The organism is Kosakonia sp. H02, from assembly GCA_030704225.1.
GTDB lineage: Bacteria > Pseudomonadota > Gammaproteobacteria > Enterobacterales > Enterobacteriaceae > Kosakonia.
Genome location: CP131915.1, coordinates 61,911 through 83,320 on the forward strand (window position 1 = coordinate 61,911; position 21,410 = coordinate 83,320).

The 21,410-nt window shown below is 55.3% G+C and carries 19 protein-coding genes; 14 read left to right on the forward strand and 5 right to left on the reverse strand.

All coding sequences use genetic code 11. The features are described 5' to 3' along the window. Positions 1-5 precede the first annotated feature (5 nt). Positions 6-2,198, reverse strand: coding sequence for a ferric-rhodotorulic acid/ferric-coprogen receptor FhuE (fhuE, locus tag Q5705_00330; protein ID WLI77052.1), 2,193 nt, complete (start codon positions 2,196-2,198; stop codon positions 6-8). A gap of 336 nt (positions 2,199-2,534) precedes the next feature. Here fhuE and hinT point away from each other — a divergent pair, with 336 nt between their 5' ends. From hinT to Q5705_00370, 8 genes are all read left to right on the forward strand, one after another. Then, on the forward strand, positions 2,535-2,894 hold the full coding sequence (gene hinT, locus Q5705_00335) for a purine nucleoside phosphoramidase (GenBank protein ID WLI77053.1): 360 nt from the start codon (positions 2,535-2,537) through the stop codon (positions 2,892-2,894). A gap of 1 nt (position 2,895) precedes the next feature. Then, positions 2,896-3,270 carry a YcfL family protein gene (locus Q5705_00340; GenBank protein ID WLI77054.1) on the forward strand — a complete coding sequence of 125 codons (375 nt, stop codon included), beginning with the start codon at positions 2,896-2,898 and terminating at the stop codon, positions 3,268-3,270. A gap of 10 nt (positions 3,271-3,280) precedes the next feature. Beyond that, complete coding sequence (gene lpoB / locus Q5705_00345) at positions 3,281-3,934, forward strand: penicillin-binding protein activator LpoB (GenBank protein WLI77055.1); 654 nt, start codon at positions 3,281-3,283, stop codon at positions 3,932-3,934. After that, positions 3,915-4,730: a thiamine kinase gene (thiK, locus tag Q5705_00350; protein ID WLI77056.1), complete on the forward strand. Its 816-nt coding sequence runs from the start codon at positions 3,915-3,917 to the stop codon at positions 4,728-4,730. The genes lpoB and thiK overlap by 20 nt, the downstream gene beginning before the upstream one ends. Positions 4,731-4,741: 11 nt before the next feature. Next, positions 4,742-5,767 (forward strand): beta-N-acetylhexosaminidase, encoded by a 1,026-nt coding sequence (gene nagZ, locus Q5705_00355; protein WLI79078.1) that lies wholly within the window; start codon positions 4,742-4,744, stop codon positions 5,765-5,767. A 35-nt stretch (positions 5,768-5,802) separates the two neighbouring features. Next, complete coding sequence (gene ycfP / locus Q5705_00360) at positions 5,803-6,345, forward strand: alpha/beta hydrolase YcfP (protein ID WLI77057.1); 543 nt, start codon at positions 5,803-5,805, stop codon at positions 6,343-6,345. A gap of 259 nt (positions 6,346-6,604) precedes the next feature. Then, positions 6,605-7,909 carry an NAD(P)/FAD-dependent oxidoreductase gene (locus Q5705_00365; protein ID WLI77058.1) on the forward strand — a complete coding sequence of 435 codons (1,305 nt, stop codon included), beginning with the start codon at positions 6,605-6,607 and terminating at the stop codon, positions 7,907-7,909. 196 nt (positions 7,910-8,105) lie between these two features. Continuing rightward, positions 8,106-8,645, forward strand: a complete 540-nt coding sequence (locus tag Q5705_00370) for a glycine zipper 2TM domain-containing protein (protein WLI77059.1) — start codon at positions 8,106-8,108, stop codon at positions 8,643-8,645. Positions 8,646-9,168: 523 nt separating this feature from the next. Here Q5705_00370 and Q5705_00375 read toward each other — a convergent pair. Then, positions 9,169-9,804, reverse strand: a complete 636-nt coding sequence (locus Q5705_00375) for a TetR/AcrR family transcriptional regulator (GenBank protein ID WLI77060.1) — start codon at positions 9,802-9,804, stop codon at positions 9,169-9,171. A gap of 242 nt (positions 9,805-10,046) precedes the next feature. Between Q5705_00375 and Q5705_00380 the strand changes: the two genes are divergently transcribed. Next, positions 10,047-10,304: a DUF1471 domain-containing protein gene (locus Q5705_00380; GenBank protein WLI77061.1), complete on the forward strand. Its 258-nt coding sequence runs from the start codon at positions 10,047-10,049 to the stop codon at positions 10,302-10,304. 83 nt (positions 10,305-10,387) lie between these two features. On the opposite strand, the gene Q5705_00385 is transcribed toward Q5705_00380, so the two are convergent. The 3 genes from Q5705_00385 to Q5705_00395 all read right to left on the reverse strand — a co-directional run bounded on the left by Q5705_00385 (position 10,388) and on the right by Q5705_00395 (position 16,178). Next, positions 10,388-11,353, reverse strand: a complete 966-nt coding sequence (locus Q5705_00385) for a L,D-transpeptidase family protein (GenBank protein ID WLI77062.1) — start codon at positions 11,351-11,353, stop codon at positions 10,388-10,390. Between the two features lie 192 nt (positions 11,354-11,545). Beyond that, on the reverse strand, positions 11,546-14,992 hold the full coding sequence (gene mfd, locus Q5705_00390) for a transcription-repair coupling factor (protein WLI77063.1): 3,447 nt from the start codon (positions 14,990-14,992) through the stop codon (positions 11,546-11,548). Between the two features lie 112 nt (positions 14,993-15,104). Further along, positions 15,105-16,178, reverse strand: a complete 1,074-nt coding sequence (locus tag Q5705_00395) for an acyltransferase family protein (protein WLI77064.1) — start codon at positions 16,176-16,178, stop codon at positions 15,105-15,107. Between the two features lie 287 nt (positions 16,179-16,465). Between Q5705_00395 and lolC the strand changes: the two genes are divergently transcribed. Genes lolC through cobB form a run of 5 tightly spaced genes read left to right on the forward strand, consistent with a single transcriptional unit; the run spans position 16,466 to position 21,387 of the window. Further along, positions 16,466-17,665, forward strand: coding sequence for a lipoprotein-releasing ABC transporter permease subunit LolC (gene lolC, locus Q5705_00400; protein WLI77065.1), 1,200 nt, complete (start codon positions 16,466-16,468; stop codon positions 17,663-17,665). Beyond that, on the forward strand, positions 17,658-18,359 hold the full coding sequence (gene lolD, locus Q5705_00405) for a lipoprotein-releasing ABC transporter ATP-binding protein LolD (GenBank protein WLI77066.1): 702 nt from the start codon (positions 17,658-17,660) through the stop codon (positions 18,357-18,359). Before lolC ends, lolD begins: the two co-directional genes overlap by 8 nt. Continuing rightward, positions 18,359-19,603, forward strand: a complete 1,245-nt coding sequence (lolE, locus tag Q5705_00410; protein WLI77067.1) for a lipoprotein-releasing ABC transporter permease subunit LolE — start codon at positions 18,359-18,361, stop codon at positions 19,601-19,603. Before lolD ends, lolE begins: the two co-directional genes overlap by 1 nt. A 35-nt stretch (positions 19,604-19,638) precedes the next feature. Further along, on the forward strand, positions 19,639-20,550 hold the full coding sequence (gene nagK / locus Q5705_00415) for an N-acetylglucosamine kinase (GenBank protein WLI77068.1): 912 nt from the start codon (positions 19,639-19,641) through the stop codon (positions 20,548-20,550). 15 nt (positions 20,551-20,565) lie between these two features. Then, positions 20,566-21,387 (forward strand): NAD-dependent protein deacylase, encoded by an 822-nt coding sequence (gene cobB, locus Q5705_00420; GenBank protein WLI77069.1) that lies wholly within the window; start codon positions 20,566-20,568, stop codon positions 21,385-21,387. The last annotated feature ends 23 nt before the right edge of the window (positions 21,388-21,410 follow it).

The following is a 21,410-nucleotide window of genomic DNA, read 5'->3' on the forward strand; positions in this document are numbered from 1 at the left end:
TTCTGTCAGAAGCTGTAATTCGCGCTGACTGAGAAGTTACGCGGCTCGCCGAAAACATACGTCCGGCTGTCGACGTTAGTGTCATATTTCTTATCGAACAGGTTATCGATGTTCGCCTGCACGGAGAGCTGTTTGGTGACGTGATAGCGGGCAAACAGATCCACCAGCGCGAAGCTACCCTGCTCGGAGCGGAAATTGCCGTTTGCGGTGCTGACATTCGCCCAGGTGGTGTTCTGCCAGTTCACGCCGCCACCGACAGTCAGCTCCTGGAGCATCGGCAGGCGATAGCTGGTGAACATTTTCACCGAGGTGCGCGGCAGGTTCGGGTTTACCGCGTTGCCATCTTTATCTTCCGCGACGTAGCGCGTTGCGCCGAAGGTCATCTGCCAGTTGTCGGTCAGCGCCCCGTTAATCTCCAGCTCAACCCCTTTGCTTACCGCGCCATCAACCGCTTCATAGGCGCTTTCACCGTTGGAGCCAGGAACAACACCTCCGGTCGTCTGACCGAGATTATCCTGCTCAATACGGAACACGGCGAGTGATGCCGTCAGGCGGCTGTTCATCCAGTCGGATTTCACGCCCAGCTCGTAGTTTTTACCGGTGACCGGCGAGAGATACTTACCTTCAGCGTCACGGTAAGCCTGCGGTTTGAAGATGGAGGTATAGCTGGCGTATGTTGACCAGGTATCGTTGATGTCATACACCAGACCAGCGTAAGGCGAGGTGTTATTCTTCTCCATCGTCTGCGTCAGCGTATCGAGCTTGTACTTGGTGTAGCGCGCGCCCACGATCAGATGCAGCGGATCGGCAAGCGAAATGCGCGTTGCCATATAGGCAGACTGCTGGCGCACCGTATCTTCCTGAGCGAGGCTCAGCGGAGCCCATTGGGTTTCCGGGAAGTTGCCATTGAAATCGTCGTAATTGCCCAGCGCGGTATCAAGGATGTTTTCCCACGAACTGAAGTAACGGTTATTTTGCTTGCTCAGATTGCCGCCGATCATCAGCTCATGCTGGCGACCAAACAGTTCATATGAGCCATTGGCAAAAGTATCCAGCGCATCCACTTTACGCACGCCGGTGTTATAACCTGTTCCGCCAACATAGGGATAAGACGCGCCATACGGACTGACCACCAGACCGGTGGTTTTGTCGACCGTGCCATCGACATACAGCGCTTTACTGTCGAGCTGCATTTCCGTGTGGGTGCCGTTAACCGTCAGCAGCCAGTCGCTGCCCAGATCCTGCTTGAGGGTGGCGAAAGTCCGTTTAGAGATTTTATTGTTATAGGCCCAGTCCGGCGCGGTGCTGTCACTGCGGCTCGGATTGGTTTTGGTGCCGTCGGTATACCAGCGCGGCAAACCGCCCCAGGTCGGGCTGTCGACATCGGTTTCCTGATAGTCATAACCGACAGAGAACGCCGTCGATTCGGTCAGATCCACATCCAGCACGCCATAAAAGAACTTCTTCTCCTGGCTGTAGCGATCGAGCCAGCTATCGTTGTGCTGGTAGCCTGCGACCACCCGGCCACGAATATTGCCATTCTCCGTCAGCGGGGAAGAGACATCCGCCACGTAACGCTGCTTGTTCCAGCTACCATATTCCGCCGAAACGTTCGATTTGAACTCACGGCTATCGGCATGTTTACGCACCATATTCACGGAAGCGGAGGGGTTACCTGAACCGGTCATCAACCCGGTTGCGCCGCGCACCACTTCAATACGCTCATACATGGCGGTGTCAGACAGCGCATCACCCAGGTTCCAGCGGGATTCAAAAATGGTCGGAATACCATCGACCATATAGTTATCAATCATAAAGCCGCGGGAATAGTAGGTGCTGCGATCGGAATCAGCCGCGCTTTCAAACACGCCAGTGGTGTTTTTCAGCACATCGCCCAGGGTTTCCAGCCGCTGATCTTTCATGCGCTGCTGCGTAGTGATGCTGATGGACTGTGGAATATCGCGCTGCACCATCGTCATTTTGGTGCCCGCCGCGGTGGTCTGCGTGTTGTAATCCTGTTCGGTGAGCGAGCTGGTATCGGCAGTACTGGAGCCTTCAACAATAACCGTTTCTTCCGTACCCGTGGTTGCAGCGACGCTGGCCGCGGGCGCTAACGCGAACGCAATGCAGACAGCAAGCAGGGAAGGGGCGGCGGCAAAGGTGCGCGCTCCGTCCTGGGCATTTTCCGTGAAAGACATGATAAACCCTTAATGGTGTGTGAGAGGGATAACCCGCCAGCGATACGTTGTCGTGGCGGGAACAAGCAACATTTGTTTTGTTGTTAGTGCGCATGGAAATGCAAATGCGAAATATACTCATTCACTCCATTGATGTAAACAGATGTAATATTCATCTATGAAATGCTATTTCATGTCAGCGGTGCTCACGGGTGGGCGATTCGGACATTGCCGAATCCTGAAAGGCGAAAGAAAAACAGCGTTATAGTTGAAACAACAAGAGAATCTCGATCATACTCTAGGGCACATAATTGACGACGGCTGCGGGCTGTCCCGCGCTTAGAAAAGGAAAACGTCATGGCCGAAGAAACTATTTTCAGCAAAATCATCCGCCGCGAAATTCCCGCGGATATCGTCTATCAGGACGAACTGGTTACCGCTTTTCGTGATATCTCTCCTCAGGCACCAACCCACGTACTGATCGTGCCGAACCTTCTTATCCCCACCGTCAATGACGTTACCGAGGCGCATGAACAGACGCTGGGTCGTATGTTGACCGTTGCGGCGAAAATCGCCCGTGACGAAGGCATTGCCGAAGACGGTTACCGTTTGATCATGAACTGTAATCGCCATGGGGGTCAGGAGGTTTACCATATCCATATGCACCTGCTTGGCGGGCGCGCGCTGGGGCCAATGCTGGCTCATAAAGGTCTTTGAGATGATAAGAGGGCGTGTCGCTTTATTACTGGCGGCGTTTGCGCTAGCAGGGTGCGGTTCGCGCCCGGCGATTCCGGTTGCCAGCAATCAAACGTTAGTGATGGAGTCCAGCATTCTGGCGGCGGGCATTATTGCGCAGCCGCCGACGCTAAATCGCCAGGAGCTCCAGCCTTCCGCGTCCTCACGGCTGTTTAACGAACGACAACAGCCTGTCACTTTGCACTATCGTTTTTACTGGTATGACGCCAGAGGTCTGGAAATGCATCCTCTGGAAGAGCCGCGCAGCGTGACGGTGCCGGGTAATTCCGGCGTAACGCTGTATGGCAGCGCCAACTATCTGGGTGCCCACAGCGTCAGACTTTATCTCTATCTGTAAGAGGTGACACTTGATTAAAACAATTGGACGCTACGCGTTACTGACTACACTTGCCATGCTACTCGCCGGCTGTATTACCGATCAACAACCGGCTCCGGTCGAACAAGCTGGCGGCGGCACTGCACAACCAACGCAGCCGCAACCGCCGCAACAACCGGTGCCGACAGTGCCTTCCGTTCCTACGCTGCCGCAACAGCCAGGGCCGATTGAGCATCAGGATCAAACCGGTCAGCCTGCGCCACGCGAACGTCATTATGACTGGAACGGCGCAGTGCAGCCGATGGTGGGCAAAATGTTGCAGGCCAGCGGCGCGAATGCGGGCAGCGTTCTGCTGGTCGACAGCGTAAACAACCGCACCAATGGTTCCATTAACACCAGCGAAGCAACGGATGTGCTGCGCAATGCGCTGGCGAACAATGGCAAATTTACGCTGATTACTGCGCAGCAACTGGCGGTCGCCAAGCAGCAACTGGGTCTTTCTCCCCAGGACAGCCTGGGTACCCGCAGCAAAGCCATCGGCATCGCCCGCAATGTTGGCGCGCAATATGTGCTGTACTCCAACGCCACCGGCAACGCCAGCGCACCGACGCTGCAAATGCAATTAATGCTGGTGCAGACCGGCGAGATTATCTGGTCGGGTAAAGGTGCAGTTCAGCAACAATAAACCCACGCGTGATGCGATCCTGTCACGCTTCTTTCCGCACTACGCGCCTGCCGCCAGCCAGAAGGCCGGGCTAAGCGGCGGGAGTTGTCTTATAAGCGACGGGCAACGGATGCTGGTGTTGCGTAAGCAACATCAGGCCACCTCGTCGCCGATTCTGCGCCAGTACCGTTTACTTCGCCGGTTGCCTGCGCGCCTCGCGCCGCAGCCGCGTTTCTATACCGGCGGCTGGATGGCTGTCGACTATTTACCCGGCGAGATCAAAACCGCGCTGCCGCAGGCCGACGCGCTGGCGGCGTTGCTGTATGATTTGCACCGCCAGGCGCTTTTCGGCTGGCGTATAACGCTGTTGCCTTTGCTCGACGGTTACTGGCAGACTAGCGCGCCCGCGCGGCGTACACCGTTCTGGCTGCGGCAGTTAAAACGTCTGCGCCGTCTGGGCGAACCCGTGCCGTTGCGGCTCGCGCCGCTACATATGGATGTCCACGCGGGCAATATTGTGCATGGTGCGTCCGGGCTGCGGCTGATTGACTGGGAATATGCGGGCGACGGCGATGTCGCGCTGGAGCTGGCCTCTGTCTGGGCAGAAAATGAGCATCAGCGGCAAGAAATCGTCATTCACTATGCGCAGCAAGCGGCTATCTCTCCGGCACAATTATGGCGGCAGGTTCGCCGCTGGCGGCCCTGGGTGCTGATGCTGATGGCCGGCTGGTACGAGTGCCGCTGGCAGCAGACGGGCGATCAACAATTTATTACGCTGGCGAATGAAATATGGCGTCAGCTACAGTCTGAAGGTTAAGTGAGGTGAGTGTGGGCCCAGTCATGTTGGATGTAGAAGGGTACGAACTGGAGGCGGAAGAGCGCGAGATTCTGGCGCATCCGCTGGTCGGCGGCTTGATCCTCTTTACCCGGAATTATCACGATCCCGAGCAGTTGCGTGAACTGGTGCGCCAGATCCGTAGCGCGTCGCATCACCGCCTGGTGGTAGCAGTCGATCAGGAAGGCGGGCGCGTACAGCGTTTTCGCGAAGGCTTTACCCGGCTGCCTGCGGCGCAATCTTTCGCCGCGCTGCACGGGCTGGAAGAGGGCGGCCGCCTGGCGCAGGACGCGGGCTGGTTAATGGCGAGCGAAATGATCGCTATGGATATTGATATCAGCTTCGCGCCAGTGCTGGACGTCGGCCATATTAGCGCAGCCATTGGTGAGCGCTCTTACCATGCCGATCCGCAAAAAGCATTAACAATGGCGACGCGCTTTATTGACGGTATGCACAGCGCCGGGATGAAAACCACCGGCAAACATTTTCCCGGCCACGGCGCGGTCACGGCCGATTCCCACAAAGAGACGCCGCGCGATCCGCGCCCGCTCGACGAGATCCGCGCAAAAGACATGTCCGTTTTTCGCTCGCTTATTGATCAAAACAAACTCGACGCCATCATGCCCGCTCATGTGATCTACACCGATGCAGACCCGCGTCCGGCAAGCGGTTCGCCGTGGTGGCTAAAAACCGTGCTGCGCGAAGAGCTGGGTTTTGAGGGCGTGATTTTTTCTGATGATTTGTCGATGGAAGGCGCGGCCATTATGGGCAGCTATGCCGAGCGCGGGCAGGCTTCACTGGATGCCGGTTGCGATATGATCCTGGTCTGTAATAATCGTAAAGGCGCAACAAGTGTGTTGGATAACCTGTCGCCGATCAATGCATCGCGTGTTACACAATTGTATCATAAAGGTTCATATTCTCGTCAGGAGTTGATGAGTTCGGCGCGCTGGAAGGCTGTCAGTAAAGAGCTGGAGCAGTTGCACGAACGCTGGCAGGAGCAAAAATCCGCCCATTAACCCTGTGGACACGGCGTCGAAGTGGTGAGGATACAATGATTATCTATTTACACGGTTTTGACTCAAACAGCCCTGGCAACCACGAAAAAGTGTTGCAGCTACAGTTTATCGACCCGGATGTGCGGCTCATCAGTTACAGCACGCGGCACCCGAAACATGATATGCAGCATCTGCTGAAAGAAGTGGACAAAATGCTGCAACTCAACGTCGATGAACGCCCGCTGATTTGTGGCGTCGGTCTGGGCGGTTACTGGGCGGAGCGCATCGGTTTTCTCTGCGATATTCGTCAGGTGATCCTTAATCCCAATCTTTTCCCGTATGAAAATATGGAAGGGAAAATTGACCGGCCAGAAGAGTACGAAGATATCGCCACCAAATGCGTGGCCAACTTCCGCGAGAAAAATCGCGATCGCTGCCTGGTGATTTTGTCACGTAACGATGAAACGCTCGATAACCAGCGCGCGTCGGAAGAACTGCATCACTATTACGAAATCATCTGGGATGAAGAACAATCCCATAAATTCAAGAACATCTCGCCGCATCTCCAGCGCATCAAGGCCTTTAAAACCCTCGGTTAATTCTCTCTCCGGCAGGGGTTTACCTGCCGGGACTCCCTTGTTTTTTTATGTCACTTGCCAGGCATTTTTCGGCGGTACAACTACACTTGCTCATCTTTCAGGCAGCAAAACTTGATGCATATCAATTTTGGTATGACCATTGACCCGTTCGTGCTATTCTCGTGGTCAATGTGCAGTTGCCAGTACGTAAACCATTGTTAATTAAAGGCTATTTTTATAACTTTTAATTAACAATTGGTTAATATTTTAGGGGGTCACGTTGACTACACCATTAAGAAAAATTGTGATTGTAGGCGGTGGTGCTGGCGGTCTGGAACTGGCAACCCAGTTAGGCAAAAAGCTGGGGCGCGGTAAAAAAGCGAAAATCACGCTGGTGGACAGAAACCACAGCCATTTATGGAAACCGTTGTTGCATGAAGTGGCGACCGGCTCGCTGGATGAAGGCGTGGACGCCCTGAGCTACCTGGCGCACGCGCGTAATCATCATTTCCAGTTCCAGCTTGGTTCCGTTATCGACATTAACCGTGAAAACAAAACTCTTACCCTTGCCGAACTGCGCGATGAGAAAGGCGAACTGCTGGTCCCGGAACGCAAGCTGGCGTACGACACGCTGGTTATGGCGCTGGGCAGCACCTCCAACGATTTCAACACGCCGGGCGTCAAAGAGCACTGTATCTTCCTTGATAACCCGCACCAGGCGCGTCGTTTCCATCAGGAGATGCTTAATCTGTTCCTGAAATACTCCGCTAACCTTGGCGTAAACGGCAAAGTGAATATCGCGATTGTCGGCGGCGGGGCAACGGGCGTTGAGCTTTCAGCCGAGTTGCATAACGCGGTCAAACAGCTGCACAGCTACGGCTATAAAGGGCTGACCAACGAAGCGCTGAACGTGACGCTGGTGGAAGCGGGCGAACGCATTCTGCCTGCGCTGCCGCCGCGTATTTCCGGCGCGGCACACAATGAGTTGACCAAAATGGGCGTGCGCGTGTTGACCCAGACGATGGTCACCAGCGCCGACGAAGGCGGTCTGCACACCAAAGAGGGCGAGTACATCAAAGCCGATCTGATGGTCTGGGCGGCAGGCATCAAAGCGCCGGACTTTATGAAAGATATTGGCGGTCTGGAAACCAACCGTATCAATCAGCTGGTGGTAGAGCCGACATTGCAGACCACGCGTGATGCGGATATTTACGCGATTGGCGACTGTGCGTCGTGTGCCCGCCCGGAAGGCGGCTTTGTGCCACCGCGTGCGCAGGCTGCGCACCAGATGGCGAGCCTGGCGCTGCACAATATTGTGGCGCAGATCAAAGGCAAGCCGCTGAAAGCGTATATTTATAAAGATCACGGCTCGCTGGTCTCGCTGTCGAACTTCTCCACCGTTGGCAGCCTGATGGGTAATCTGATGCGCGGCTCAATGATGATCGAAGGGCGTATCGCGCGGTTCGTTTACATCTCGCTCTACCGTATGCATCAGGTCGCGCTGCACGGTTACTTTAAGACCGGGTTGATGATGCTGGTCGGCAGCATTAACCGCGTGATCCGCCCGCGTCTGAAACTGCATTAATCTGTTTTCTGCTCCCTGCGCGTTTTGACGGCGGGGAGCAGCATATCCCTCTGCCTGAGTCGCTTTATGCGCTCGGATAACTCTGAATATCTCCATTTTCCTACCCCGAACCCCTATTTTTACGCGCTTTCTGATTGGCTTGCGTGCTTCTGGCGTTGCAGAATTGTTACCAATAGCCAACCAGGGAGAGAATCCTGTGAATAAATCAATGTTAGCGGGTATCGGTATTGGCGTGGCCGCTGCACTGGGCGTTGCCGCAGTCGCCAGCCTGAATGTCTTCGATCGCGGTCCTCAATATGCGCAGGTGATTTCAGCAACGCCCATCAAAGAGACGGTCAAAACGCCGCGACAGGCGTGCCGCAACGTCACCGTGACGCATCGTCGTCCGGTGCAGGATGAAAACCGTATTACCGGCTCCGTGCTGGGCGCGGTAGCGGGTGGGGTATTAGGTCACCAGTTTGGTGGCGGGCGCGGCAAAGATGTTGCCACCGTTGTCGGCGCGTTAGGCGGCGGCTATGCCGGTAACCAGATTCAGGGTGGGATGCAGGAGAGGGACACCTACACCACAACCCAGCAACGCTGTAGCACCGTGTATGACAAATCGGAAAAAATGCTCGGCTATGACGTGACGTACAAAATTGGCGACCAACAGGGAAAAATCCGCATGGATAAAGATCCCGGCACGCAAATTCCGCTGGATAACAATGGTCAGCTCGTTTTGAATAACAAAGCGTAAAAAAGTAGTACTCTGCATGTTGGCTCCTCATCGCTCAGGCTGAGGAGCCTTTTTTTGCATTAAAAAAGCCTCGCATTTCGGCAAGGCTTTTAACGGGTCAAATGAAATCGTGTTGGCGTACCACCAGCAATCCGGTAATCAGGATAGAGACAAACGCGAACAGTACTGAACCGCCCAACAGAACCCACAGACCAAATAACAATGTTATTACTATTAACACTTTGATGAATGGTAATAGCAAAATCATTTCCATTTTCCTTCTGCATGTGATTAGTCAGTGAAGTACCCTTCATCCTCAAAACAAGCGTTCAAACAGCGCGTAGAGTGAGAGCATAAAAACATTCCTGATGCGTCATCTTGACGCTTATGGTTTTTATATTGCCCCGGTGAATGCTTAGCGAAGCAATAATCACATTTAAGGATAGCAAAGCGGGAAAAATGGCTGATAGATTTTACCTATTATTACATTGTGCGATCTCTATCATAGAGTCGGAATGAGACGGTTGCCCGTCTCATTCATTTCTCAGGGTTTGATCAGATCGGGCCACAAACGCAAGGTCGTGCGGATAATTTGCAGTAACTTTTCATAGCTTGCACCTTCACGTGCACTGATCGACATGCCCTGCAAAATACAGCCGAGGAACTGCGACAGCGCCTCTACATCAACGCCTGACGGAATTTCCCCGCCTTGCTGACGCTGGCTGAGGAACTGAAGCAAGGTCTCTTCCTGCCGGGCGTGGCGCGATTTAATGGTCTTCGCAATCTCGTGTGACGAGGCCGCCAGCGTCGCGGAGGTGTTGATCATAAAACAGCCGGCGGGCGTATCTGTGCTGGTAAAGCACTTCGCCACGGCAGAAAAATAATCTAACAGCGCCCGCTCAACGGGTTTGTCCTCACACTGCAATAGTGCTTCATGTTGGTTGGCGAACCGCGCGATATAACGATCAAGCACCGCGCGGAACAACCCCTCTTTATTGGTGAATTCGGCGTACAGCGTAGGGGCTTTGGCCCCGGTCGCTTCTACCAGGTCGGATAATGATGTGGCTTCGTAGCCATGCTGCCAGAACAGCGTCATGGCTTTATCGAGCGCCGATTCCCTGTCGAACACTTTCGGTCGGCCACGGCTTTTTTTAGTACAACTTATGATTTCATTGCTCATAGCGCCGCTTAATCTTTGTTGGTTTGTTGAGCAACCATTATAAAAATAATTTCGGTGAATGACCAGCACGAAATAGCACATATTAACAAATCATATCTATATGATATTTAAGAAATTACTATTTTTATTAACGATCGTTATAAAAAAATATTGACGGGTGACATTGATCACACTTATGATTTCCCTATCGATCGTTAACTTAATCGCTAACGGCATTTTTCACCTGCATCAGGAAAATCATCATGAAAAACATCACTACACTTTTTGCTGCCGCTGTACTGAGTACCCTGTCTTTCGCAAGCTTTGCCGCAGTTGAGGTGCAATCCGCACCTGCCGGGCAACAAGAACTGGCAACCGTGGGTGTGAGCGCAGGCTCTAACCTCGCATCTGTTGAAAATCAGGTCGCGATGAAAGCGGAACAACTGGGCGCCTCTTCTTACCGCATCACATCTGTAACCGGTGATGACAAACTGCACGGGACTGCGGTGCTGTACAAATAAGTTCCAACCCCTCTGAACGTTATGCCACTGCTATAAAAAAGGCCCCGCGAAATTCGCAGGGCCTTTTCCTTTTTGCAGACGGGTTACATTGTTTGCACTGTGTTTTCCGTATGACGGGTGACCTCCACTGGCATACCGGAGCGGGCTTCCATAACCTGCTCCATGACCTCCGCATTACTTTGCGCATCCGCTTTAAATGCCTGCATTGCGGCATTCAGTACAATCGGCTGCGTTTTCGGATCGTCATCAAGTGATTTGGACAGCGGTTGATGGATTTCCACCAGCCGCGCGCCGTCCGGCTCGACGGAGACTTTTATCGGCGTATTGATGATGTTAACTGGCGTGCCGGGCGAGACTTGCGCGAAAAGGCTGGAAATATCAGCATCGCGCAGGCGAATACACCCTGAACTGACACGCATCCCGATACCGAAATCGGCATTCGTGCCATGTATCAGATAGACGCCACCAAACGCGGCCAGGCGAATAGCATGGTGACCCATCGGGTTATCCGGCCCGGCGGGCATCACCGCAGGCAGATCGATGCCCTGGGCTTTGTAGCGCGCACGGATATTCACCGTTGGCGTCCAGGTCGGGTTTGCGCGTTTGTTGATGACGGTCGTGACCATCGTCGGTGTCAGCGTATCGCCGCCCAGTTGGCCGATACCTATCGGGTAGACGGTGACTTCATTTTTTCCCGGCGGATAGTAATAAAGACGCAGCTCGGCGAGGTTAATCACAATGCCTTTGCGCGGCACATCTGGCAGCAGGGTTTGTAGCGGGATAGTCAGCACGCTACCGGCGCGGGGCACATACGGATCCACGCCAGGGTTGGCCTGCAACAGCGCAAGAAATCCAACATTGTATTTTTTGGCGATGGCTTCCAGTGAGCCGCCGTCACTTTGCACAAGGTGAAAACGGTTTTCACCGACCACCTTGCTGCCCGCAGGCGGCAGTGGCCAGGTATTTGCCCGAGCGGGCAGGGTAAGGGCGACAGTGGCGGCGACGGCAAAAAGCGTCATCCAGCGAGCGAAACGCGACATTTTTCTCATTATCATAATCCATGTAAATAATAAGGTTATTAATATTAACTTGCGTGATGGAATTATGATCGTCTGACGCGTCGAAAAAACCTGGCCTATTGCAAAATATTTGTAAATTTTGCGAAACCGCACGAAATGTTGGCCGGATGAGGCGTAAGTCGCCGTCCGGCAAACCGATCGCACCACAGCCAAAAACCGCCGTCAGGCGACGGCGTTTTCGGCAAGCTGCTGCATAAAGCTGCGCACCCACTCCATGCGGGTCTTACGCTCGTTCAGTTCTTGTATAAACTTCAGCCGCGTTGGGCCATCAAGACGGAAATGCTGTGGCTGCTTCTGCAATAACCCAATCAGCCATGCCGGGTTAACGTTATTTTTCTCGTTAAACTCGATCAGGCCGCCTTTGTCGTTGCCCTCCAGCTTACGGATCCCCAGTTTCTGCGCCTGCTGGCGTAAAAGCGCGATGTCCAGCAGATTACGTGCTGCATCAGGCAGCAGGCCGAAACGGTCAATCAGCTCCACTTTGATCTCCTCCAGCGCATTTTCATCTTTCGCGCTGGCGATACGTTTATAGAACGACAGTCGGGTATTCACGTCAGGAATAAAATCCTCCGGCAGCAGAGCAGGCATGCGCAGCTCCACTTCCGTTTGCTGACTGGTGAGATCTTCCAGCGACGGTTCACGCCCGGCTTTCAGTGCATCCACGGCATTCTCCAGCAGCTCCATATAGAGCGAGAAGCCGATGGTTTCCATCTGCCCGCTCTGATCTTCCCCGAGCAGTTCGCCCGCGCCACGGATCTCCAGATCGTGGGTCGCCAGCGCAAAACCGGCCCCCAAATCTTCCAGTGAGGCGATGGCTTCCAGACGTTTTTGCGCGTCGGTGGTCATCGCTTTAGGATGCGGCGTCAGTAACCACGCATAGGCCTGATGATGCGAACGGCCCACGCGACCGCGCAACTGGTGCAGCTGCGCCAGGCCAAAGTGGTCAGCCCGTTCAATAATGATGGTATTGGCGGTCGGAATATCGATACCGGTTTCAATAATCGTGGTACATACCAGCACGTTGAAGCGTTGATGGTGGAAATCATTCATCACCCGCTCCAGTTCGCGCTCGCGCATCTGCCCGTGACCAATAGCGATACGCGCCTCCGGCACCAGCTCCGCCAGCCTGTCTGCCGCTTTCTGGATGTTTTCTACGTCGTTGTAGAGGTAATAAACCTGGCCGCCGCGCAGCACTTCACGCAGGATTGCTTCCCGCACCACCAGGCTATCGTACTCGCGCACAAAAGTTTTCACCGCCAGGCGACGCGCCGGTGGCGTGGCGATAATCGACAGATCGCGCATCCCGCTCATTGCCATATTTAATGTGCGCGGAATGGGCGTGGCGGTCAGCGTCAGGATATCGACATCGGCGCGCATCGCTTTAATACGTTCTTTGTGGCGCACACCGAAACGGTGCTCTTCATCGACAATCAGCAAGCCCAGGTCTTTAAGCTTCACATCACTTTGCAGCAGCTTGTGGGTGCCGATAAGAATGTCGATTTTCCCTTCGGCGGCTTGTTCCAGAATTTGCGCCTGCTCTTTGGCGCTACGAAAGCGGGACAGCATCTCAATGCGCACCGGCCAGTTAGCAAAACGGTCGCGGAAATTATCAAAGTGCTGCTGAGCGAGCAGGGTAGTCGGCACCAGCACCGCCACCTGCTTGTTGTTTTCCACGGCGAGGAAAGCGGCGCGCATCGCCACTTCGGTTTTACCGAAACCGACATCGCCGCATACCAGCCGGTCCATTGCCAGCGGCTGGCACATATCGCTGAGCACGGCATTAATGGCCTGCGCCTGATCCGGCGTGGTTTCGAAGGGGAAACCGTCGCAAAAGAGCTGATACTGTTCGCGATCGTGTTTAAAGGCAAAGCCCGCTTTCGCCGCGCGCTGGGCGTAGATATCCAGCAATTCCGCCGCCACATCGCGCACTTTCTCCGCCGCTTTTTGCCGCGCGCGCGTCCAGGCGTCGCTGCCGAGTTTATGCAGCGGGGCGTTATCTTCCGCACCGCCGGCATAGCGGCTGATCAGGTGCAGCGACGAGACCGGCACATAGAGTTTGGCGTCATTGGCATAGACAAGCATCAGATACTCTGCGGTGATGCCGCCTGTTTCGAGGGTGGTCATACCGGCATAGCGCCCGACGCCGTGCTCCAGGTGCACCACCGGCTGGCCGTCATGCAGTTCGGCAAGGTTACGAATCAACGTATCCGGGTTGATCGTGCGGCGCGTGTCCTGGCGACGACGGGCAACGCGTTCGCCCAGCAGATCGCTTTCACAAATCAGCGCCCGGTTGCGCAGGGTATCGATAAACCCGCGTTCCGCCGCGCCAATCATCAGATACGCCCCCGGCTGGCTGGCGTCATCAAGTCGCAGGATGCGTTTAGGTGCAACTTTAATCCGCGCCAGCAGTTCAATCAGCGCTTCGCGACGGCCTTCACTCTCAACAGAGAACACCACCGGCCCGCTAAAGGATTCGATAAATTTGCGCAGGTTATCCAGCGGCGATTTTTGCTGCGCCTGCACTGCCAGATCCGGCAGGTTCTGATAACCCAGGTTAACCTGCCCGGATTTATCCGCCACCTGTTCGGTTTTCAACTGGATGCGTGGCCACTTTTTCAGTTCGCTGAACAGTTCGTCCACGCGTAGCCACAGCGCCTGCGGCGGCAGGAGCGGGCGCATCGGATCGACGCCGCGGTTCTCAAAACGCGCTTGGGTTTCCTGCTGAAAACGTTCCGCACTGGCTTCCAGATTGCCGGTATTCACCAACAGGGTATTCGCCGGGAAATAGCTGAATAGCGGCGGCAGCGGCTCGCTGAAAAAAAGCGGTTGCCAGTACTCGATCCCGGCGGGCAGGGTGCCTTTACTCACCTGCTGGTAGATATGCTCTGCGTCGCGCTTGACCTCAAACTTATCGCGCCACTGGCTGCGGAACAGTTCAATCGCGGTTTTATCCGTCGGGAATTCGTGCGCTGGTAATAGATTGATGGCTTCCACTTCTTCCAGCGTGCGCTGGGTATCGGCATCGAACAGACGCAAGCTGTCGATTTCATCATCGAAAAAGTCGAGGCGGAAGGGCTGAGTGCTGCCCATCGGGAAGAGATCCAACAGCGCGCCGCGCGTCGCATACTCGCCATGTTCCATCACCTGGTCAACGTGGCGGTAACCGGCGCTATCCAGTTGCGTGCGTAACTGATCGCGCGACAGGCGCTGGCCCTTTTTCATCACCAGCGCGTGGCCGTGCAGATAGGTATGCGGGCACACGCGCTGCATCAGGGTGTTAACCGGCACAATCAATACGCCGCGCTGCATGGCGGGCAGTTGATAAAGCGTCGACAGGCGCGAAGAGATTATCTCCTGGTGCGGCGAAAAGCTGTCGTAGGGCAGCGTTTCCCAGTCGGCAAGATTCATCACCAGGTTATCGGTAAATTGCTTAATCTCGTCCTGCAAACGCAATGCGTTTTGCATATCCGGGGCGATAAGCACCACCGGGCCGGTGTGACGTTCAATGATTTCTGCCACTTCGGTGGCGCAGGCCGCGCCAGTGAGTTCGCCAAACTGGCGCTGGTCGCCTGCTTTAACGGGCAGGGAATAACGGTATTGTTCAGGCATGGGGATATGAAGATCTCTCTAAAGACATACCCCCGTTATGGGGGCATATCACTGATTCGCAATACCAGGATTATGTGTGATTACGCTGTTTTAGCCAATACGATGCGCCGAATCAGCGCGCCTGTACCGTCGAGAGGTGCTTCGTTGGCGGGGTGAAAAAGAGATCGCCAAACAGCGCGGAAGAGAGTTTTTTCACCATCAGGCCGACCAGCGTACAGATCAACAGCGAAGCGAACGGATAGACCAGCAGCAGCGCCAGTTCTGCCATCGGCGGCCACGCTCCTGCGTTCAGCGGCTTGATCAGCGCCAGGCTAAAGCCTTCCACCAGGATGCGGTGAGTGGTGTAAATCGCCAGCGTATTGGATCCCACCACATTCAGCAGGCTGTTCTCACTGGGCGGGAAACGTTTTTCCAGCGCCTGGAACAGACGCATGATGGCGACGATCGACAGCATACAGAGCGGCAGAGGCATATTGAACATCCACAGCCCGAACGCCACCACCACGGCGAGCACAAACGGCAGTGCGTAGCGGCGCAGGGAGAGTGTTTTCACCCACTCCATCACGCTGGCACCGTACCAGGCCCCGAGGCTGTAGAAAATCATATTACGTATCACGCTGTTCATGCCCCACCACGGCAGCGGCAGGTAGTTAATCGCCAGGCTCGCCAGAATCATCAGCGCCAGCATCGGCACTTTCCAGCGGCTTAGCAGTTTGCACAGCGTGAAATAGACCACTAACGCGTAGAGATACCAGAGACTGGTGGTGGCCGTTATCATGCCGTGCAAAAACTCCAGCCAGCTATCGGCATACGCCGCATTCGACGAGTTACTGAGATCGCGCTCCGGCGCCAGCCAGTCATTAAGGTGGCTTAATCCTACCCACTGCAACACGCCCCACAGGATGAGCACATACGCAATGCTCCAGATGCGTTTGTCGACCGCGTCTTTCCATGGCACGTCGTCGATATAACGACGAATCAGGTAGCCGGAAATAAAAAAGAACACCGGCATGCGAAAAGGCGCAAGGTAAAGGTTGAAGTAAATCCAGCACTTAGACAGGGTTTCTGACCACGGATGCTGGAAGGCGGAAAGGTGCGGATAAAACGTAATAACCGAGTGGTAAATCACCACCAGACAAATACATAACCCCTTAATTTGGTTAATCCATAATGCTTTTTGTTTCATGCGTTTTGTGCCTGTTTTGCCATAATCCCGGCTAAAGATCCTGGTGAACGAGGCGGTGGATGTAACGGGGAAGTGTCTGTATTTGTTAAATTTCGGATAAGCCGCAGGGTGACGGTTACGCTGCGCGCAAACGTGTGCCAGCTCACAGAAATCATTGCGCGGTTAGTAATTTGATTTCCCGACGTTTTTTGGCATTGTGCTGACGAATAGTTACCGTTTCACTCATTTACGCTCGGGATTTTCACTTATATACTCCTGAGTCTGCTAACCGCAACCAGATGGATCTCATGTATCAGCCTGTCACTCTTTTCATAGGTCTACGCTACATGCGTGGACGCGCAGCGGACCGCTTCGGCCGCTTTGTCTCCTGGCTGTCGACCATTGGCATCACCCTGGGCGTTATGGCGCTGGTCACGGTGTTATCGGTGATGAATGGCTTTGAACGCGAGCTGCAAAATAACATCCTGGGGCTGATGCCGCAGGCCACGCTCACCACGCAAAAAGGGTCGCTGAACCCGCAACAACTTCCCGCCAGTGCCTTAAAACTGCAAGGCGTGTCGCGCATTGCGCCGCTGACCACCGGAGATGTGGTGCTGCAAAGCGCACGCAGCGTCGCGGTGGGCGTGATGCTGGGTATCGATCCGGCGCAAAAAGATCCGCTCACCCCTTATCTGGTGAATGTCCAACAAAGCGATTTACAAGCAGGAAAATACAACATCATTCTTGGCGAGCAACTCGCCGGGCAACTGGGCGTGAACCGTGGCGATCAAATCCGCGTGATGGTGCCTTCCGCCAGCCAGTTTACGCCGATGGGCCGCCTGCCCAGCCAGCGTCTGTTTACCGTGGTGGGCACCTTTGCCGCCAACAGTGAAGTTGATGAATACCAGATGCTGGTCAACATTGATGATGCCTCGCGCCTGATGCGCTACCCGGCGGGCAATATCACCGGCTGGCGTTTATGGCTGAACGAGCCGCTGAAAGTTGATGTTCTCAGCCAACAAACCTTACCGGAAGGCACACAATGGCATGACTGGCGCGATCGCAAAGGCGAGCTGTTCCAGGCCGTGCGCATGGAAAAAAACATGATGGGGCTGCTGCTGAGCCTGATCGTCGCCGTCGCCGCGTTTAACATCATTACTTCGCTGGGCCTGATGGTGATGGAAAAACAGGGCGAGGTGGCGATTTTGCAAACGCAGGGCTTAACGCCGCGCCAGATTATGGCGGTGTTTATGGTGCAGGGCGCCAGCGCCGGGATTATCGGCGCACTGCTCGGTGCCGCGCTGGGCGCGCTGCTTGCCAGCCAGTTAAATAATTTGATGCCGATTATTGGCGCGCTGCTCGACGGCGCGGCGCTGCCGGTGGCGATCGATCCGCTACAGGTGGTCGGCATTGCGCTGGTGGCGATGGCCATCGCGCTGCTTTCAACGCTTTATCCTTCCTGGCGCGCTGCCGCCACTCAACCCGCTGAGGCTTTACGTTATGAATAAAATCCTGTTGCAATGCGACAACCTGTGCAAACGCTATCAGGAAGGCAATGTGCAAACCGATGTGTTGCACAACGTCAGCTTTAGCATGGCGGAAGGGGAGTTGATGGCGATTGTCGGGAGTTCCGGCTCCGGCAAAAGTACGCTGCTGCACCTGCTCGGCGGGCTGGACACGCCGACCTCCGGCGATGTGATTTTTGGCGACAGGGCGATGAGCAAACTGTCGTCAACGGCGAAAGCCGAGCTGCGTAACCGCGAACTGGGCTTTATCTACCAGTTCCACCATTTGTTGCCGGATTTCACCGCACTGGAAAACGTGGCGATGCCGCTGTTGATTGGCAAAAAGAAACCGGCAGAAATTGATACCCGTGCCCGCGAGATGCTGCGCGCCGTTGGTCTTGAACACCGCGCCAGCCACCGGCCTTCTGAGCTTTCCGGCGGGGAACGCCAGCGCGTGGCGATCGCCCGTGCGCTGGTCAATAACCCGCGTCTGGTGCTGGCAGATGAACCCACCGGTAACCTCGATGCCCGCAACGCCGACAGCATTTTTGCTCTGCTGGGCGAACTGAACAAATCCCAGGGCACCGCTTTCCTGGTGGTGACGCACGATTTACAACTGGCGAAGCGCATGAACCGTCAACTGGAAATGCGTGATGGCCATCTTGATACCGACGTGACCCTGATGGGGGCAGACTAATGGCCTCACCGCTGTCGTTATTAATAGGTCTGCGTTTTAGCCGGGGCCGCCGCCGTAGCGGCATGGTGTCGCTGATTTCGGTGATCTCGACCGTGGGTATCGCGCTGGGCGTGGCGGTGTTGATCGTCGGTTTAAGCGCGATGAACGGTTTTGAACGCGAGCTGAATAACCGCATTCTGGCGGTGGTGCCGCACGGTGAAATCGAGCCGGTAAATCAGCCGTGGAATGGCTGGAATGAAGTGCTGGGTAAAGTGCAGAAAGTGCCGGGCATTGCGGCGGCTGCGCCCTACATCAACTTTACCGGGCTGGTGGAGAGCGGGGCGAACCTGCGCGCCATCCAGGTGAAAGGCGTCGATCCGGCGCAGGAAACGCACCTGAGCGCGCTGCCGAAGTTTGTGCAGGGCGATGCCTGGCAAGGGTTTAGCGCCGGTTCACAGCAAATCATTCTCGGCAAAGGCGTAGCAGACGCGCTGAAAGTGAAGCGCGGCGATTGGGTATCGATCATGATCCCTAACTCTGACGATGCCCATAAGCTGCTGCAACCGAAACGTGTGCGCCTGCACGTTACCGGCATTTTGCAACTCAGCGGCCAACTCGATCACAACTACGCCATGATCCCGCTGGCTGATGCGCAGCAATACCTCGATATGGGCCACAGCGTCACCGGTATTGCCATCAAAGTGAACGATGTCTTTAACGCCAATAAGCTGGTGCGCGACGCGGGCGAAGTGACCAACAGCTATGTTTATATCAAAAGCTGGATCGGCAAATATGGCTACATGTACCGCGACATTCAGATGATCCGCGCCATTATGTACCTGGCGATGGTGCTGGTCATTGGCGTGGCCTGTTTTAACATTGTTTCGACGCTGGTAATGGCGGTAAAAGACAAAAGCGGTGATATCGCCGTGCTTCGCACCCTTGGCGCGAAAGATGGCCTGATCCGCGCGATTTTTGTCTGGTACGGCCTGCTGGCAGGGCTGTTTGGTAGCCTGTGCGGCGTGGTGATTGGCGTCGTGGTGTCGCTGCAACTGACGCCGATTATCAATGTGATTGAAAAGTTTATCGGCCATCAGTTCCTGTCGGGGGATATCTACTTTATCGATTTCCTGCCGTCAGAATTACACCCGCTGGATGTGGTGTATGTGCTGGTAACAGCGTTGTTATTAAGCCTGCTGGCGAGCTGGTATCCGGCACGTCGGGCGAGCAATATTGATCCGGCACGCGTACTGAGCGGGCAGTAATCCCGCATGTGACAGGCCACAATCAAGGAGTGGCGATGAACTACGGATTTGATATCGGCGGCAGCAAAATTGCCCTTGGCGTCTTTGACGCCGGGCGGCGTTTGCAGTGGGAAAAACGTGTCGCCACCCCTCATGAAAGCTACGACGCCTTTCTGCATGCGATTGCCGGGCTGGTCGCCGACGCCGATGCGCATTTCGGTGTTAAAGGCAGTATCGGCATCGGCATTCCCGGTATGCCCGAAACCGCCGACGGCACGTTGTATGCCGCCAATCTTCCCGCCGCCAGCGGTAAACCTCTGCGCCGCGATCTCAGCGCGTTACTGGCGCGCGATGTGCGCATGGATAACGACGCCAACTGTTTTACCCTTTCTGAAGCCTGGGATGATGAGTTCCGCCAGTATCCGCTGGTGATGGGGCTTATTCTCGGCACCGGCGTTGGCGGCGGGCTGGTGGTTAAAGGCAAAACGATTCCCGGACGGCGCTTTATCACCGGTGAATTCGGCCACACCCGCTTGCCCGTCGATGCGCTCGGGCTGATGGGGTTTGATTTTCCTCTTACCCGCTGCGGCTGCGGCAAAATCGGCTGTATTGAGAACTATCTCTCCGGCCGCGGTTTTGCGTGGTTGTACCGACACTTCTATCATCAAACATTGCCCGCGCCGGAAATTATCGCGCGCTGGGAGCAGGGGGAGGCGAAGGCGCTGGCGCACGTTGAGCGCTACGTTGATTTGCTGGCGGTGTGTCTGGGAAATATCCTCACCATTATCGACCCGGACCTGCTGGTGATTGGCGGTGGCTTATCGAATTTCAGCGCCCTGACCCGGCTGTTGCCGGAACGGATCGCGCCACATTTATTACCGGCGGGTGACGTGCCACGTATTGAGCGCGCGCGTCATGGCGACGCGGGCGGTATGCGCGGCGCGGCCTTTCTTCACCTTACTGATTAGCTCTGAGAGGATGCCATGCAATCGCGACGTTCACATCGTCTCAGCCGTTTTCGCCGTAACAAACGCCGCCTGCGCGAGCGGTTACGCCAGCGAATCTTTTTCCGCGACATAATGGTGCATGACGTAATGGAAAAACCGAGAGTTGTTGTTCTGACGGGGGCGGGCATCTCCGCCGAGTCCGGTATTCGTACCTTCCGCGCGGCGGATGGGCTTTGGGAAGAGCATCATGTAGAAGATGTGGCCACGCCGGAAGGGTTTGCCCGTAACCCGGAACTGGTACAAAGGTTCTATAACGATCGCCGTCGCCAGCTTCAGCAGCCAGAAATTACGCCGAATCCGGCGCATCTGGCGCTGGCAAAACTGGAAGCGGCGCTGGGCGATCGCTTTTTACTGGTGACGCAAAATATCGATAACCTGCACGAGCGCGCCGGGAATGAGCACATTATTCATATGCACGGCGAGCTGCTGAAAGTGCGTTGTTCGCACAGCGGACAGGTGCTGGAGTGGACCGACGATGTGACGCATGACGATAAGTGCCACTGCTGCCAGTTTCCCTCCGCGCTGCGCCCGCATGTGGTGTGGTTCGGCGAAATGCCGCTCGGCATGGATGAAATTTACAGCGCGCTGGCGATGGCCGATGTGTTTATCGCCATCGGCACCTCCGGGCATGTTTATCCCGCCGCCGGGTTTGTTCACGAAGCCAAACTGCACGGCGCGCATACCGTTGAGTTGAACCTCGAACCGAGCCAGGTCGGCAGCGAGTTCGAAGAAAAACATTACGGCCTTGCGAGTGTGGTGGTGCCGGAGTACGTCGAGAAGTTGTTGAAAGGGTTGTAGGCCAGATAAGGCGGCAAAAACCA

Coding starts and splice junctions, on each gene's coding strand:
- fhuE (WLI77052.1), bottom strand. CDS start 2,198: ATGTCTTTCACGGAAAATGCCCAGGACGGAGCGCGCACCTTTGCCGCC.
- hinT (WLI77053.1), top strand. CDS start 2,535: ATGGCCGAAGAAACTATTTTCAGCAAAATCATCCGCCGCGAAATTCCC.
- Q5705_00340 (WLI77054.1), top strand. CDS start 2,896: ATGATAAGAGGGCGTGTCGCTTTATTACTGGCGGCGTTTGCGCTAGCA.
- ycfP (WLI77057.1), top strand. CDS start 5,803: ATGATTATCTATTTACACGGTTTTGACTCAAACAGCCCTGGCAACCAC.
- Q5705_00375 (WLI77060.1), bottom strand. CDS start 9,804: ATGAGCAATGAAATCATAAGTTGTACTAAAAAAAGCCGTGGCCGACCG.
- Q5705_00380 (WLI77061.1), top strand. CDS start 10,047: ATGAAAAACATCACTACACTTTTTGCTGCCGCTGTACTGAGTACCCTG.
- Q5705_00385 (WLI77062.1), bottom strand. CDS start 11,353: ATGAGAAAAATGTCGCGTTTCGCTCGCTGGATGACGCTTTTTGCCGTC.
- mfd (WLI77063.1), bottom strand. CDS start 14,992: ATGCCTGAACAATACCGTTATTCCCTGCCCGTTAAAGCAGGCGACCAG.
- Q5705_00395 (WLI77064.1), bottom strand. CDS start 16,178: ATGAAACAAAAAGCATTATGGATTAACCAAATTAAGGGGTTATGTATT.
- lolC (WLI77065.1), top strand. CDS start 16,466: ATGTATCAGCCTGTCACTCTTTTCATAGGTCTACGCTACATGCGTGGA.
- lolD (WLI77066.1), top strand. CDS start 17,658: ATGAATAAAATCCTGTTGCAATGCGACAACCTGTGCAAACGCTATCAG.
- lolE (WLI77067.1), top strand. CDS start 18,359: ATGGCCTCACCGCTGTCGTTATTAATAGGTCTGCGTTTTAGCCGGGGC.
- nagK (WLI77068.1), top strand. CDS start 19,639: ATGAACTACGGATTTGATATCGGCGGCAGCAAAATTGCCCTTGGCGTC.
- cobB (WLI77069.1), top strand. CDS start 20,566: ATGCAATCGCGACGTTCACATCGTCTCAGCCGTTTTCGCCGTAACAAA.